The sequence below is a fragment of the Blautia faecicola genome, assembly GCF_004123145.1.
GTDB lineage: Bacteria > Bacillota > Clostridia > Lachnospirales > Lachnospiraceae > Oliverpabstia > Oliverpabstia faecicola.
In genome coordinates this window covers 391,656-407,531 of the sequence record NZ_SDKC01000001.1, presented here as the reverse complement: position 1 = coordinate 407,531, position 15,876 = coordinate 391,656, and the positions used below count along the sequence as shown (strand labels likewise).

The 15,876-nt window shown below is 46.3% G+C and carries 11 protein-coding genes and 1 pseudogene; 1 reads left to right on the top strand and 11 read right to left on the bottom strand.

Translation table 11 applies throughout. From position 1 onward, the window contains the following. Nucleotides 1-58: 58 nt before the first annotated feature. Together ETP43_RS01620 and ETP43_RS01615 are read right to left on the bottom strand one after the other, a co-directional pair. Nucleotides 59-562, bottom strand: coding sequence for an RNA polymerase sigma factor (locus tag ETP43_RS01620; protein ID WP_279222146.1), 504 nt, complete (start codon nt 560-562; stop codon nt 59-61). A 500-nt stretch (nt 563-1,062) separates the two neighbouring features. Further along, the gene (locus ETP43_RS01615) at nt 1,063-2,652 is read right to left on the bottom strand and encodes a pullulanase X25 domain-containing protein (protein WP_129256901.1); all 1,590 of its coding nucleotides are present in this window, start codon (nt 2,650-2,652) and stop codon (nt 1,063-1,065) included. Between ETP43_RS01615 and ETP43_RS18745 the strand changes: the two genes are divergently transcribed. Continuing rightward, the gene (locus ETP43_RS18745; protein ID WP_408608686.1) at nt 2,640-2,909 is read left to right on the top strand and encodes a DUF6783 domain-containing protein; all 270 of its coding nucleotides are present in this window, start codon (nt 2,640-2,642) and stop codon (nt 2,907-2,909) included. The two genes, ETP43_RS01615 and ETP43_RS18745, sit on opposite strands and share 13 nt — an antisense overlap. Here the strand turns inward: ETP43_RS18745 and ETP43_RS01610 are convergent. The 9 genes and pseudogenes from ETP43_RS01610 to ETP43_RS01570 all read right to left on the bottom strand — a co-directional run bounded on the left by ETP43_RS01610 (nt 2,878) and on the right by ETP43_RS01570 (nt 15,749). After that, complete coding sequence (locus ETP43_RS01610; RefSeq protein WP_164979570.1) at nt 2,878-4,194, bottom strand: M17 family metallopeptidase; 1,317 nt, start codon at nt 4,192-4,194, stop codon at nt 2,878-2,880. The two genes, ETP43_RS18745 and ETP43_RS01610, sit on opposite strands and share 32 nt — an antisense overlap. A 159-nt stretch (nt 4,195-4,353) precedes the next feature. Further along, nucleotides 4,354-7,467, bottom strand: a complete 3,114-nt coding sequence (locus ETP43_RS01605) for an alpha-mannosidase (RefSeq protein ID WP_164979568.1) — start codon at nt 7,465-7,467, stop codon at nt 4,354-4,356. Nucleotides 7,468-7,562: 95 nt separating this feature from the next. Beyond that, nucleotides 7,563-8,921: a 6-phospho-beta-glucosidase gene (locus ETP43_RS01600; RefSeq protein ID WP_129256898.1), complete on the bottom strand. Its 1,359-nt coding sequence runs from the start codon at nt 8,919-8,921 to the stop codon at nt 7,563-7,565. A 147-nt stretch (nt 8,922-9,068) separates the two neighbouring features. Next, complete coding sequence (locus ETP43_RS01595; protein ID WP_129256897.1) at nt 9,069-10,007, bottom strand: carbohydrate kinase family protein; 939 nt, start codon at nt 10,005-10,007, stop codon at nt 9,069-9,071. A 328-nt stretch (nt 10,008-10,335) separates the two neighbouring features. Next, nucleotides 10,336-11,238 carry a carbohydrate ABC transporter permease gene (locus ETP43_RS01590; protein WP_129256896.1) on the bottom strand — a complete coding sequence of 301 codons (903 nt, stop codon included), beginning with the start codon at nt 11,236-11,238 and terminating at the stop codon, nt 10,336-10,338. 84 nt (nt 11,239-11,322) lie between these two features. Further along, a complete protein-coding gene (locus tag ETP43_RS01585; RefSeq protein WP_129256895.1) occupies nt 11,323-13,077 on the bottom strand; it encodes an extracellular solute-binding protein in 1,755 nt (584 codons plus the stop codon). 45 nt (nt 13,078-13,122) lie between these two features. Then, nucleotides 13,123-14,076 (bottom strand): ABC transporter permease, encoded by a 954-nt coding sequence (locus ETP43_RS01580; protein WP_129256894.1) that lies wholly within the window; start codon nt 14,074-14,076, stop codon nt 13,123-13,125. Between the two features lie 232 nt (nt 14,077-14,308). Next, a complete protein-coding gene (locus ETP43_RS01575; RefSeq protein WP_164979566.1) occupies nt 14,309-15,106 on the bottom strand; it encodes an endonuclease/exonuclease/phosphatase family protein in 798 nt (265 codons plus the stop codon). Between the two features lie 10 nt (nt 15,107-15,116). Continuing rightward, nucleotides 15,117-15,749 (bottom strand): annotated as a pseudogene (locus tag ETP43_RS01570) (alpha-amylase family glycosyl hydrolase). Nucleotides 15,750-15,876 lie beyond the last annotated feature (127 nt).

Sequence of the window (15,876 nt, the reverse complement as noted above, 5' to 3'; positions counted from 1 at the left end):
GAAGCCATTTCACGGTGAAGTGAATAACATCATCCGAATACATGATACTGATAGATCCCTATCGTTTCTTTCTGAATACTCCAAAACTTTCCTCGATTTTTCTTCTCAGACGGCTTCGTCTGCATTTGAAGGCATTCGAGACTTCATCATTCGTATCCGAGAAATATTCGATGGAAAGGACTCTCCGCTCTTTCTCTGTCAGTCCTTCTACCAGTTCCATTGCAATCATTCTCGCGATTACTGTGTCCTGCACAGAACATCCCTCTTTCTGTTCCTGTAAAGCAAGTCCAATCCTTTCTCCCAGTTCTTCTGTTTTCCTCTGGGAGCGGTAGTAATCGATTACCTTGGTTTGAGTCACCTTGATCAACCAGGCAAACTGACCTTCATCGCCCTTATCATATAACTTGTCGATTGCATTCAATAATGATGTCCACACCTCTTGTAGAATATCACGAATGTCTTCTTCTGGCAAATCCGGAAAATGCTTTTTCACGTACCAATACATAAACTCTCTATATTTCACGTAAAGTTCTTGGCATCGATCATGGTCCCTCCTATCCACGATACCACCTCCTTCGTTATTATTAGTCCCTTCTTCCTGTTTCCTCTTTTGTTTGTAGTTTCATAATACACAATGATCTTACATTTTTCAATAGTTTTTATTAATTTTACACAAATTTTTCTTTCTTTTTTGTGTATTTTTGTATCATTATGTCTATATTTGTCGGTTTTGCATATTTATATTTTGCACTTTGCAAGAAAGTACTTTCCGGCAAACACAGACTTTGGCTCGTTGCTCACGTAACCAAGAGGAAACTCGCTCTGCAAATTTCCTCTTGGTATCGCGGCAGTTGCCAAGGTCTCACGCAAGCATAGACTTTGGCTCGTTGCTCACGTAAATCGCAAAAAAGCATCGGAGTAAGAGTTCTTCTTCTCTTCCAGGAGTATTCTCCTGCTCCGATGCTTTATTATTCCTATCCCTATTTTCAATAATAGATTCTGTTAAAAAACAACTTTTCGCAAAATATCCGTCGCAAACTATGAAGGATCTGCCTTATTATTTTATTCAAACATCTCCACGGTAACTTTATTACTGATAAACTGATACCGGAATCGAACCACGGTATTATCTTTCTGAGTCGTAAAATAAGCTTTGTTCGAAGACCCGCTTCTCGGATAGCCGTCTGCCTGATACGTGGCAGACAGCGTTCCGTATGTTGCCACAGAATAATCATATGTGCCTGCAAACGGAATTACTACCGATAATGTATAAGTGTTATCACCGATATAGTACATTCTGGTCAGTTCACTGTTGGAATCATTTTTTACCGCTCCCACATGGGACTGGAAGCTTCCATAGACCACGATTTTTTCCGGAAGTTTCATACCGGTTTCTTCATCGTAGACCTCCTCTGCACCATAACGGATCAGCATCTCCGGATTCGCCGCCTTTTCCCGCAGCATATGACCGGCTGCCCATAACCTTTTTGCAGTTTCTTCCTGAGCAAATCCCATCGGGCATTCTGCACTTTTCGTATTGATCTGATAAAAATCCTGTGCATCCGTCTCACCATTATCTCCGCGTTTCATGGATACTTCCGCATTGTGGATCATCCGGCGAAACGGCAGTTCAAAGTATGCATTGGGATTGTTGATTTCTGTCCACTTGTAGGTATATTCCAGAAAATGATTCCTGCTTGCCTCCGGCTGATTGGCAAACCAGGCGATCTGATCATATCCCCACCAGTCTCTCCACGCCAGCTCTTCCCGGGGAATATTTTCCCGGTCGTCAACCACCAGTCCGCCCCAGTTGTCATATTCCATCAGGTACGGCATGGTTTTCGCAGACCATCCATTCGGATTTTCCCCGCCTTCGCTGTACCCTTCACGGACCAGTACCAGTTCTTCTCCCGGTACTTCCAAAAGCGGCATCCGGGTAAATGGCATCGCATGATAGTCAAACAGCAGTTTCCCACGGATATTTACACCATGGGTATGGGCATCCAGCAGGATCTTATGGCGTCTTCCGTGAATCCTTGCGTACGCGCGGATCATGCCGAACAGCTCTGCGGTCTTTGCCATTCCCTTGTCATTTGCGGTATACAGATGTACCTGTCCCATATGCAGTGCCTCATAGCCGCAGTCAATGTAGCGGGTTGCCCGGTAGTAAAACCACAGTCTTGCCTCCTGCCGGGACAGATCCGGGATACCGCCGTCTTTTGCCGGATCGTCTCTTCTACTGGTATATCCGCTGGACTCATCCGTAAACAACGCATCGTCCAGACGGAAACACCGAGGTTCCGGTTCCATACCGAATGCCTCAAACACATAGTCCGGAATCTCTACGGTCTCCATCCGCCGTGTGATCCACTCGAAAACGCAGGACTGCAGGATGACTTCCGGATCCTGTGCATGCACTTTATCTGCCAGTTCCTTAGACAGCCAAAAATGTTCTTCGTCATCCATCGTCATATACCAGATACCTGATGCTCTTCCGAGAAATTTTACGCCCATCTCCCGGATCGCACGCAGATCATCTTCCAGTGTTTTGCTCTCATATAAACCTGCTGCCGTCACACTCCGGGACAGGTAATTTTCCAGAACTTCTCTGGAGATATTTCCATCAAATGTAAAATTCATTGTTTCTTCCATTCGCAGCATCTTTCCCCACTTCAATATGCTGCTTCCCTTCTCTCCTGATTTTTATACTTTTCTGCGAGATATTTATCGCGATCTGTAAGCGCTTTTCCCTGACTCAATATGGCGCAGCGTTCTACGTCACCCAAATGACAGTAAAATATTCCACAAACGCCGACATACAAATTGCAGGAAGGATTTTTCAAGCACGCTTTAACATCTCTGTTTCATCAATCCGATTTATCTGGTCAAATATGCCGCCAGCGTGCTGATGCATGCCCCACTGGCGCCTTCTGCCATCTCCTCGGTTTCTTTCCGTACCACTGACGGTCCCACCATATCCAGATGGATCCACTGGGTACCCTCTTCTACAAAGTTCTCCAGAAAGCATGCCGCAACACTGGCACCTGCGCCCCGTCCCGGTGCATAATTGGCAAAATCCGCACAGATGGACCATTCGATCATCTTATGATAGATCGGTCCCATCGGCAGCTGCCAGTAATGTTCTCCGGTGAACGCAGCTGTTTTTTTCCAGTTTTCAAGCGCCTCGCAGTCATTTCCGAACAGTGCTGTCACCTGATCTCCCAGGGCACTCTGCGCCGAATAGGTCAGCGTGGCAAGGTCGATCACGGTGCGTGCCCCCATACGCTGTGCAAACGTGATTCCATCGCATAAGACCAGCCGTCCTTCCGCATCGGTGTTATAGACTTCCACGGTCTTTCCGGACAGTGTGGTGATCACATCCCCCATTTTCACCGCGTCCGGGCTGATCACATTTTCGGCCAGCATCAGCACGGCCATCACATTCTTTTTGACTTTTTGTGTGACAAGATACTCCAGTATCTCCAACACATCTGCTGCCCCGCACATGTCGTATTTCATCCCGTTCATTCCATCGATGGATTTCAGATGGTAGCCTCCGGCATCAAACAGCAGTCCCTTTCCAACCAGTGCCGTCCACGGACTTCCCTTTGCGCCCTCATACCGTAGAACCATCATAGCAGCTTCCCTGCGGCTTCCCTGATTCACCGCCAGAAGTCCGCCGCATCCAAGTTCTTCAAGTTTTCGGTCTCCATAGATCTCACAGAAGATTCCAAGCTTCTGTGCCAGTGTATGGGCGTAAGTCGCCAGATCTTCCGTATGCAGATAATTATTGGGCAGATTACCAAGTGTCCGGGCATATCCTTTACATCGTCCCAGTATTTCCCCACGCTCCAGCGCAGCAAGTTCCTGCGCTGTGCCTTCCAATACAAAGGTATAACAGGTCTCTCCGTAGTCACTGAGTGCATCCCTGTTTTCATATACGTTTCTTTGTCTTCCCAGCTTCTTCACCCCGTTCCGGGAAAACCGATATGCGCCGTCATACAGGCTGCACACCCCATTGCACAGCATCTGTATCCATTCTTCTTCGGAAAATCCTTCTCTTTTCACTGCGATCCGGCAGTCACCGCCACGTTTCTTTCCCAGTTTCCGGAAATTTTCCGGTGTTGCCGTTCTCTTTTCGAAAAAAATATCTGCCTGCAGTTCCTGTTCCTGATTCGTCCATCTGATTTTCATCTTATCCACACTCCATATACTTTTCCAACTGCCTATCCACATATACCACTGTATATTCTGTGGAGAATCTTAATGTACGTAACACCAGATCCTCTTTCACGTCTTACGAGTCTTTGACAGCCGCCCCCAACCGTCTTTTATCCGATGAATCATCCGGTTTTATACTTCAAACATCAGTGTCTTGATCTCATATGGTTTCAGTGTCACCCGGATCTCACCGTCTTTGAATTCTCCCGGCTCTTCCATCAGGTTACATTCACACCATTGTTTCACATCCAGACGGGTATGCACCGTAACTTCTCCACGTCTTCCCTGGAATTCATGGAACCGCAGGATCACACGATTGCCGTTTTCCTCTCTCTTCCATGCATCCACTACCAGGTTCTCCTGATCAAAAGAAAGCCAGCTTTCCTGTCCCAGTGCAGCTGCTCCTTTCACTGCCGTCAGCGGATTATTTAACGCAAAAGCGCTCTGCTCGATGCCTGCTTCATACCACTCACAACTGTGCGGTAAGATCGCATAGGTAAATACATGCGTTCCACGATCTGCCGTATAATCCGGTTCCACTGCTGATTTTAACAGGGTCAGGCGAATGGTATCCTCTTTGATATCATGGCCATATTTGCAGTCGTTCAGTACTGCCAGTCCGTATCCTGTCTCCCACAGGTCTACCCATTTGTGAGCGGCCACCTCGAACTTGGCGGCTTCCCAGGTAGTATTTCTGGTGATCGGGCGGCGGATATTTCCATCCTGAATATCAAATCTGGCATCTACCGCCCGGACATCTACCGGAAAACTGGTTTTTAACAGTTTCTGACGTTCCTGCCAGTCCACCTGTGTCTTAAAATCAATGCGCGGATCTTCTTCATACAGACACATGGTCTGCTGAATCTGTGACTTATGATAGTTCCAGGTAAAATCTACCTGCCAGCCGATCGCATCCTGGCGTACTCTGGTCTGTACACATTCCTTTATGACCTCCTTTTTCAGATCAATGGTCGGTTCCAGTTCCCAGGCATCAAAGCAGCGTGGTTTGTCTTCAAATACCTGCAGTTCATTGGCACATTTTCCTTCCGGAAGAACTTCCCGTCCGGCTTTCTTATCAAAGATTCTCGTCAGTTGTCCGGCTTCGTTCCATGCGATCTGATAATACGATGTCTCGATGGAAGTAACGTCCACACTCTCTTTGTCCGTTCTGTGCTCTCCGGCCTCCGGATGGAAGGTTGCAAAAGCAAATGGCGGAATCTCTTTTACCCAGATGCGGACTCCCTGTTCTTCCCATACTGCTTTGACTTCTTCTCCATGCGCATCCAGAACTTTTCCGCCCCGATACATCTGTAAGGCTTCTTCGCTCATCGGGATCCATGCTTCGCCGCTTCTTGCCCAGTTGGAATTGTTAAACAGCGTATACGTTCCTTCTTCCGGCTGATACAGAGCTCCTTCTACCGCTTCACATACCTGATCCAGCAGTTTGGCCGCTCTTGCGTACTCTGCGTGGCTGTCCTCGTAGACTTCCCGGATGGACGATCCCGGCAAAATATCATGGAACTGATGGCACAGAATGATTTTCCATGCTTTCAGGATCCGTTCGTAATCATACGGAACCCCTTTCAGTACCTGTGCGAGCATAGATTCCATCTCTACATCACGCATGCGGTACTCCATCCGGCGGTTCATCTTTTTATTGTAGCCCTGAGAAGTATACGTTCCACGGTGGAATTCCAGATACAATTCTCCGTCCCACACCGGCACATAACCATCCATCGGATTCTCTTTCATCGTCCGGTTCAGACGTCGAAAATAATCCGTCGGTTTTTCCATCTTCACATGCGGCAGTCCCGGAATCTTATCTGCCATCTGCGCCTGTTTGATGTGTGTTCTGGTTGGACCACCACCTCCGTCCCCAAACCCAAACGAAATCAGCAGATCTTTATTGGTATCTTTATTCTTGTACTGCTCCCATACCCCGCGAATCGCCTGCGGACTGGTATTTCCGTTATATGTATAATAATCTTCACCCGGATCTGTCGTCGTCACAAAATGCGCGGTCACCTCAGTCCCGTCCATACCCCTCCAGCGGAATGTATCATACGGCAGACGGTTGGTGTCGTTCCAGCTGATCTTGGTTGTCATAAACGTATCCACGCCTGATTTTTTCAGTATCTGCGGCAGCGCCCAGGAGTAGCCGAAGACATCCGGAAGCCACAGATATTCACTCTCGTAATTGAACTCCTTTTTGAAGAAATTCTTTCCTACCAGAATCTGGCGGATGATCGATTCGCCGGAAGCGATGTTACAGTCACATTCTACCCACATCGCACCGGAAGGCTCCCATTTGCCTTCTTTCACACGTTCCCGGATATGTTCATAAATGTCCGGGTAGTCCTCTTTGATAAAATCATAGAGCTGCGGCTGTGTCTGTAAAAACAGGTATTCCGGATATTTTTCCATCAGACGGTTTACGGTTGAGAAAGAGCGGGCTGCTTTTTCTCTGGTATGACGAAGTCTCCACAGCCATGCCACATCGATGTGGGTATGACCGATCAGACTGATATTGACATCCGGTTTGCCCTGGCCCTGCATCTGTCCGTCCAGATAGTTCCACGCCTCCTGTACACTCTCGTAGAACGCTTCACTTCCCGGTTCGGTAAAATCAACCAGTGTAAAGCATCTTACCAGACAGTTCAGGATCCACTCTTTGTACTCGTGATTTGCCGGAAGCAGATCATACGTTTCCAGTGCGGCTTTTGCCAGATAATACAGATCATCACATGGATGATCCAGAATGGCGATCTGTGCCTGCCGGATTTCCATGACATTATCAACCGGCACTCCACCACCGCTCAATCCGGACCAGAGACGGAACTTCATCTCCTGAATATAGCCTTCTTTTTCCACATCCAGGAACACTTCATGGTGATTCCCGTCCACTGCCTGATATGTTTTTCCGTTGATATATAACAGACTCTCCGGATCTCCGTTATTTCCGGTTCCCACGCTGGCGCCGAAATCAAACAGCGCCCGAACATCCTGTCCGCTCCAGCTTTCCGGGATCTTAGCTGTCACCGTCAGCCAGTTATAGCGATCCCAGCCCGTCCAGCAAAATCCCTGCTCTACCGGTACGCCTTCGCCCTGTGGTTCACGATTGCCTACAGATCCGTCGTCCTCCCAGAAAGAGAACCCGGACAGATCCCTTCTGTCTTTGTAACGCATCTGTTCGATTTCTTCTAACAGATGCTCAATCCTGTCACGATTATGAAAATCAAATGGCATTTTTTTATCCTCCCAATACATTTTTACAAAATTCCGCCGGTTTCAATGATCATTCCTGCAAACTGTCAGACACATCTTGCAGAAAGTGTTTTCCTCTAACGGAAAATTCCCCCATAAACTTCATCATACTTATCTACCAGCTGTTTTGCCAGAGAATATGAATTTACCAGCGGATGCAGCATCAGTGCCTGTACCGCGGTTTCTTTGGATTTGTTCTTTACTGCTTCCACGGTCAGTTTCTCGTACATTTTAATCAGACGGATCAGCAGATAGCAGTGTTCCGGTACCTCTTTTACTTTTACCGGATGGATGCCGTCTTTCGATACCAGACAGGTGGTCTCGATCACATCTTCGTCAGCCAGTCCCGGGATGCTTCCGTTATTTTCCACAGACAACACCAGATATTTTCCTTTTTCACTCTGCATTCCTTCGATGCAGTCCAGCATAACTCCGGCATATCCCATACCGTCCGGTACTTCCAGCTGACCTTTTTCCAGAAGCGGCCGCTTTGCCAGACCGGATTCGATGCTCATATAAGAGTTTTCACGTACCTGCATATAGTACAGGAAGATCTGCAGTGCACCTTCCGGATCCGCGTCGATATCCATATGTTTCAGTTCATCCATCATCTGGATATTTACGTTTTCGATAGTCTTTCCTCTGGTTGCCCCGGATTTTTTGATATTCTCCAGCGCTTTTTCTCTGTGATAGTAGTAGTACAGATATTCGTTCGGCAGGAATCCGATGGAACGCAACAGTTCCGGATCAAACATGGAAAATTCCTGTACGCCCTGTAAGAAAGCATCATCTGCCAGAAGTTCCGGCAAGATTTCCTCGCCTTTTTTCTTCACACTGCGGATCCAGGACAGATGATTTAATCCAAAGAATTCTACGTACAGATCATCTTCCTCCACTCCCAGATCATGTGCCATACGGAATTTTGTGCTGCTCGGTGCATCGCAGATTCCGATGATCTTATCGTATCCGGCGCTTCGCAGTGCCTGTGTTACCAGACCGGATGGATTCGTAAAGTTGAAGATCCATGCATCCGGTGCATATTTTTTGATCAGTTCACAGTACTCGATCAGTACCGGGATCGTGCGGACTGCCATGGAGAATCCACCCACACCGGTCGTCTCCTGTCCGATCACACCAAGATCCAGAGCGATAGTCTCATCTACTACACGGGAGTGATCTCCGCCGACACGCAGTGTGGTTACGATGTAATCCGCACCTGTGATCGCTTCTACCGGATCGGATACCGCCCATACTTTCAGATCTTCATGATTTCTCTCCACTACATGTTTACATAACTTTTCAATAATTTTCTGCTTCTCTTCCTGAATATCATAAAGTACCACTTCATCGATATGAAGTTTTTTATATCTCTTTAAAAGTCCGTTGATAAAGATTACGGTACGCACACCTGCACCGCCGATTACTGCGATTTTCATGTTTTTTCCTCCTGTTGTCTTTCTTATCTTATTTGTCTGACAGCTTTATAGTTATATCGCTGTACCCTGAGCACATCCGCAAAAAATCCGTCTTTACAAATTTATCCGTCTGCGGCTGGCCGCTTTAGCGACACGCTTCTGCTCCATTCATGCTTCACAACTCTTCATAAACGCTTCCAGTCCGTCCTCTGTCGGAAATCCGGTATTGCCGCCAAGGGCAGTCACGGAAAGTGCTCCGCATCCGTTTCCACATTTCAGGCATTCTTCCATGGTTTTTCCTTTCAGAAATCCGTAGACGAATCCGGCATTAAAAGAATCTCCGGCTCCGGTGGTGTCTACCGCTTCCACCGTGTACGGTGCTGCCTGATACAGTTTTCCGTCTTTCACTGCGATCGAACCTTTTTTCCCCATCTTGATCACCGCCATACCGGCTGTCCGGGCAAATTCCCGTGCCGCTTCCTCGGCTGTCTCTTTTCTTCCGTAATGCTGCGCCTCTGTCTCATTCATAAACAGTACATCAATATACGGGAAAAGATCCCTGATCTCCGCTTTCCACTCGCCGGTAGAATCCCAGCCCACATCAAAGGATACCGTAGCCTGTGTCTCGACCTTGATCTTCTTTAACAGTTCCAGGTATTCGTTATGATTGACAGATCCCGCATAGCCGGTCACATGGATATGCGCGGCTTCTTTTACTTTTTCTACATCAACCTGCGAGATGCTGATTTTTTCATTGGTTCCCCGATAGGTTAAGAACGAACGGTCTTTTTCATTCGTAAAGCTTAAGGAAATACCCGTTTTTAGCTCTTTACTTACCCCAAGAAGAGAATCGTCCACATTGCTTTCCCGGAACTTATTCCGAATCAGTTCACCGTAACAGTCATCTCCCACTTCTCCCTGAAAGACCGGGTGAAGTCCCAGCTTGCCTACTCCCAGAGTAAATAACGCAGCTCCGCCACCGACAAAAGTTTCCATCACAGAAACTTCATCTTCCTGTCCGGGTTCCGGAAACTTTTCCACCCCCGGGATCACAATATCAATATTGACGTCGCCGTATACATAAACATCCCATTTTTTAGCGTCCATACCTTCTCCCTTTCTTTTGGGCCGGATCACAGAAACTGTCTTTTTGTCCCCGTCGTTCTTCCACAGCCCGTTTTCTCCAGTGTACCATAAATCACATCTTTTTAGCTCGCATTTCTTATTCTATCATGGAAAAGCACATCCAGGTCATGTACTTTTTCATCTGTTATTTCGTATCTTTTCTATATATAATCTGCTTTTCCGAATTTTTCAGAATCAGTAATTTCCTATATCATTTTTCACAGAAAAAGGTTCCCCGCATCGCTCATAGATCTATCTCTATATAACTGCTGAACGAGGCAAAGAACCTTTCTTTTACTTTTTCTTTTATTTAACCTTTTACTGCACCGATCATGGCACCCTGTGCAAAGTATTTCTGCACGAACGGATATACGCAGAGAATCGGAACTGTCGTGACAACTACTGCTGCCATCTTCAGAGAATCGGATGTTACAGACACCGTATTATGTGCCAGCGCCTGCGCAACAGAAGTTACTTCCTGCTGTGAATTCATTGCTTTTGTCAACATCTGCTGCAGAACCGTCTGCACCGGCCACAGTTTTGTATCATTAACATAGAATGCCCCTGCAAACCAGTCATTCCAGTGGTTTACTGCCGTATACAGACCAACTACGGCAATAACCGGTTTACTAAGTGGAAGCATGATCTTGATATATGTCTGGAAAAATCCACAGCCGTCCAGTTTCGCCGACTCTTCCAGACTGTCCGGTATTCCTTCAAAAAAAGTTCGTACCATCAAAAGATACGTAACGCTTACCAGACTTGGCACCACATAAACCCAGAACGAATTTAACAGATGCAGATTTTTGTACTGAATATAGGTAGGGATCATACCACCGCCAAACAACATCGTAAATGTGATCAGCATAGTGATAACTTTTCTTCCCGGCAGATCTTCCTGTTTCAGAGCATATGCCGCCAGTGTCGTTACCATTAAGCTTAAAAATGTTCCAATTACAGTTCTTGCAATCGTAATAATATAAGCTGTTGTGATACTTCCGTCTTTGAATACTTCCTTGAAGTTATCCATCGTGAACTGTCTCGGCCAGAACCATACGCCGCCCCTGGCCGCATCAGCTCCATCATTAAATGCCAGCGCCACCACGTTCAGGCAGGGGAGCAGAATGATCAGACAGAGTGCAATAATGATCAGATAAATCAGAATCTGAAGGGCCTGATCTACCGGATTGACCTTTATCTTTTTTTTATACATTGCGTACCCAATCCTTTCTGTAAGCTATATCTTACCCGCTTTTCTTTCCCCTGCCTGCCACCCGGGGCAGGCAGGATCTTTGTTTTATTTGTAGAAAGTTACTGTATTCGGATCTTCGTCATAAATATTTTTTACATATTCTTCGAAGCGATCGATACCTGCTGCTTTCAGCTGATCACGGAAAGATTCTACAATAGATTTTACTTCGTCATCTGTTTTTGCAAAACAAGCCTGTACAAATGTTTCATCCCAGTCAAGCAGGTCCATCTGCATCTTTACATCTGCCAGTTCATCTGCTGACATGTAAGCTGTCGCATCCAGACCAGGAACCAGTTTCTTTTCTACCGGATAATCCTCAGCGATCTGTACACTTCTTGCGAAAGTGGAATTGCCGGAAGATGCTCCCGGACGGGACTCTCCAAAGTTATCCTGGTTGTTTTTGTTGGTTAAAACGAATTCAAAGAAATAATTTCCTGATCCGCCAAATCCTGCACCGATGGTATTGATCATATAATCGGTATCGCCATCGTTCAGTTTTTCCAGAGCTTCATCTGTCAGTCTCGGATATCCGTCTTCCATTGTATAAGATACACCTTCTGCACCATACTGTGCGATCGTCTGTCCTTCTTTTGTGGACAGCCAGTCAAAGAACTGGAAGATTTCTTCCGGATTCTCTGCATCTGCGGAGATTGCCATACATCCACGGCCGCTCTTTCCGTTTACAACTTCTTTGTTATCTCCGGCGATATCATTCAACGGTCCTAACGGAATCCAGTCTTCGCTGGAGTAAATGATCTCTTCGTAGTTATGCACATCGGCAATAATTGCGGAATTGTGATTTTTGGATACTTCTTCTGCACGGGTAGAATCCATGGTGAAGAATTCCGGATTCATCAGATCTTCATCCAGAAGTTTTCTGACAAAGTTGATTTCATCGTATACATAATCTGTTTCTGCGATATGTTTTACATCACCGTTTTCATCCAGGTTATAGTCATCACTGACACCCCAGTCATAACCGGTTGCAATGTATTTCAAAGCATCTACAGATCCGCCCCAGTATTTCGGTCCTAACGGATATACAGCGTTTCCGTTGTCATCTTTATAACCGCCTTCTTTGATCTTAACCAGCAGGTTGTAGAAGTCATCCTGTGTCTTGATTTCTCTGGTATCAATGCCAAGATCATCCGCAATGGATTTCTGAATGTACATACCACCTACATACTCATCGTCTGCATTATATTCCAGAGAACGGTCTACTTCATCAATATTCATCTGCCACAGATATACACCGTCCAGATCATCGCGGAATACGATATTGTTCTTCGTATCATCCGGCAGATAATCATCCTCGTAATATTTGGAATATACTTTACTGTCTTTCATATATTCGGATACATCTGCGAACATTCCGTCTTTTGCCGCTTTGTAAAGCAGTGGGAACTCCGGTCTTGTGGAGTTATCCAGGTAGGAGATGATCACATCCGGGATGGTTCCGGAAGCCAGCTGAGAAGCCATAACTTTTGCATCGCTGTCACCAGGTGTATATTTTACATCCAGTTTGATACCGGTCAGCTCTGTGATCTTTTTCATGGTTTCGGTGTTGTTAAAATCTTCCGGCAGTGTGTTTCCGATATCATCTACGTAAGCCTGTACGGTGATGGTACGGTCAGCGATCCAGGTATCCGGTTTGTCGGAGTTGTCTTCGCTGGAATCTTCTGTTTTCGCGCTGCTGTTGTCTTTGCTGTCAGATGAGCTGCCACATCCTGCAAACATGGTCACTGCCAGTGTTCCTGCCATGGAAGCTGCCATCAGGCGTTTTACCATTTTCTTTTTCATGTAGTTTCCTCCACTATACATTTGATTTCGACTTTTGTTTCCTCTTTACCACAGTCCGACTTCCGTGATCTTTTTACAGATCCGGTTGCAGACTACTACCAGCACCAGTCCTACCAGCCCCTGGATCAGACCGATCGCGGTTGCATATCCAAACTGTCCACCCTGAATACCCATACGCAGTACATATACATCAAGGGTATCTGCCAGAGACATGTTACCAGGTGTACGTAACAGCCAGATCTGTTCCACACCGGAAGAAAGCAGTCCGCCTACTCCCATGATAAACAGAAGACCGATCGTTCCCCGGATACCCGGCAGTGTGATATGCCACATTTTTTTCAGCTTTCCGCATCCATCCATCTCTGCTGCCTCGTACAATGCCAGGTCTACGGAACTGATTGCCGCCAGATACATGATGGAATCCCATCCGATGTTTCTCCACAGATCCATGGAAAACAGAATCTGGAAGAAATATTTTGCTTCCATCAGAAAGAATGTGCTTCCATCTCCGCCCATTGCTGCGATCGCCTGATTCAACACACCGGTATTCGGTGCCAGAATTCTCTGCAGCATGGTTACAATAATAACAGAAGAGAGAAAATGCGGCAGATAAGTGATCGTCTGCGAGATCTTCTTAAACTTCATGCTGCGAAGTTCATTCAGCAAAAGGGCAAGTATGATGGCAAACGGAAATTCCAGAATACATTTGATCACACCGACCGTCAGTGTATTACGGATCAGTCTCGGTGCATCATAACTGGAAAAGAAAGTCTTAAAATACTTCAGTCCGATCCATGGGCTTCCCCAGATTCCCTTCTTAAAGGAATAATCCTTAAAGGCGAGAACCGAACCTGCCATCGGCACATAACAGATCAGTGCATAATAGATGATGCAGGGAAGCAGCATCAGATACAACGGCCAGTAACGCACCAGTCGTTTCTTCAGCGGCTGTTTCTTCGGCTTGTATTTTTTCGCCTTTCCAACACTTGCTGCTTTCATAGATTTCCTCCTTCGTTGTTTGATGAGGTTATTATACGAAGCAGCCTTTTTTCTCACAATGGACATTTCTTTTCGCGCCAGTGGAAAAATCTACACTGATAAAAATGTCCATATTTTTGTATAGTTTTGTCCACTCCATGACCTTCTCCATAGCTTGTTTGAAAAAGGCTTGAAGGAAACTGCCAATGGCAGATCCTGTAGATGGACGTGCATCTTACAGGAATGATTTTAATCATTTCTGATTACCATCTCCGACAAACTCCAGTTCCACACAGATCGGATAATGATCCGACAGCCACACTTCCCCTTCTTTGTCTTCCCATTTTTTTACACCGGTACAGCGAATTCCCGGATAACCTTCCTGAGACTCCTTGATATATACATAATCGATCCGCTCCGGCTCATCCTCCGGTTCGAATCCGTGATAGGTGATTCCGATACCTTCCGTTACGTTTACATAATCTGTCCGTTCTTTCATCACTGCAAATTCTTCCCCATCCGGCTCTGCATTAAAGTCTCCGGCAAGGATCACCGGTGCTCCTGCAAACAGAACCGCCTCATCCATCTTCTTTAAGATCTGGGACAGCCCCAGTGTTCTCGCCAGTACACCGATATGATCCAGATGAATATCACATAAACGAAATACTTTCTTTTCCTGAAGATCTTCCAGTACCACTTCCGTGCATACCCGCGGACAAGTGGACTGTTCTTTGTATCGGCTTGCCGGCACATACGGTGTCGGGGAAAGCCAGAATGTTTCCATATTGATCAGATTCAGACGGTCGGTACGAAACGCGATCGTCATCTGCTCATCTTCCAGTGTCTCACTTCTTCCGCAGCCGATCACTGTATAATCTGTCAGATTCTCTTTCAGCCATGCTGCCACATGTGGCAGCACTTCCTGAAAGCAGATCACGTCCGGACGTTCTTCGGCAAGTTTCTTTAAAATAACAGGTTTACGAAACCGGAAACTGTTGGCTCCGTCCTGATCATAATCACATCGGATATTAAAGGTTACTAATTTTAACATCATTCTTCTCCTATTCTTCGATCAGCCATACCATACTCTTCGGCGCGATCTCAATGGTACCTTCCGCAGTCTTTCTGATTTTTTCGCCCCAGCAGATCAGTTCTTTCATCTGATCGATCCCCATATCTTTTGCCGTCACAACCCTGTCAAACGGGTTCAGCACAACATTTGTTGCCACTGGTCCCGGCACATCCACCGGCTGCTGCCAGCTGTTGTCTGTAATATTTGCAAATCCATAGTTTAAGGCCGGCTGAGAGGAAAAACAGTTCACGCCGCAGCACCCCTCTCTCTGCCAGACACCACGGAGAACACTCGCAATCCCGTCTACATCATCCATCATTTTTTTCACACTGTTGGTCCAGATATAGCGGTCTGTATATGCATTTTTCTTTGGCTGCGCGGATTCTTTAAACCATGCATGCGTAATCGAAGTGTGTCCCGGAACCAGATCCAGAAGCACATGCATGTTTCGTTTATGTGCTTCTTCGAAAAGATCTACCAGATCCTGATTCGTTCCATAACGTGGTGCAACCTGATAATAATCCTCCACATCATATCCCGCATCATAGAACTGTGATACAAAGCACGGATTGATCCACAGCGCGTTGCATCCCAGCGCTTCGATTTATCCTAGTTTCTGCATAATTCCCGGAATATCTCCGATACCATCTCCGTTGCTGTCATAAAAACTCTGTGGATATACCTCATAAAAAGCCGCATCTTTTAACCATTCAACCATAACTTTCTACCTCCTGTATGTTCTTTTTCTC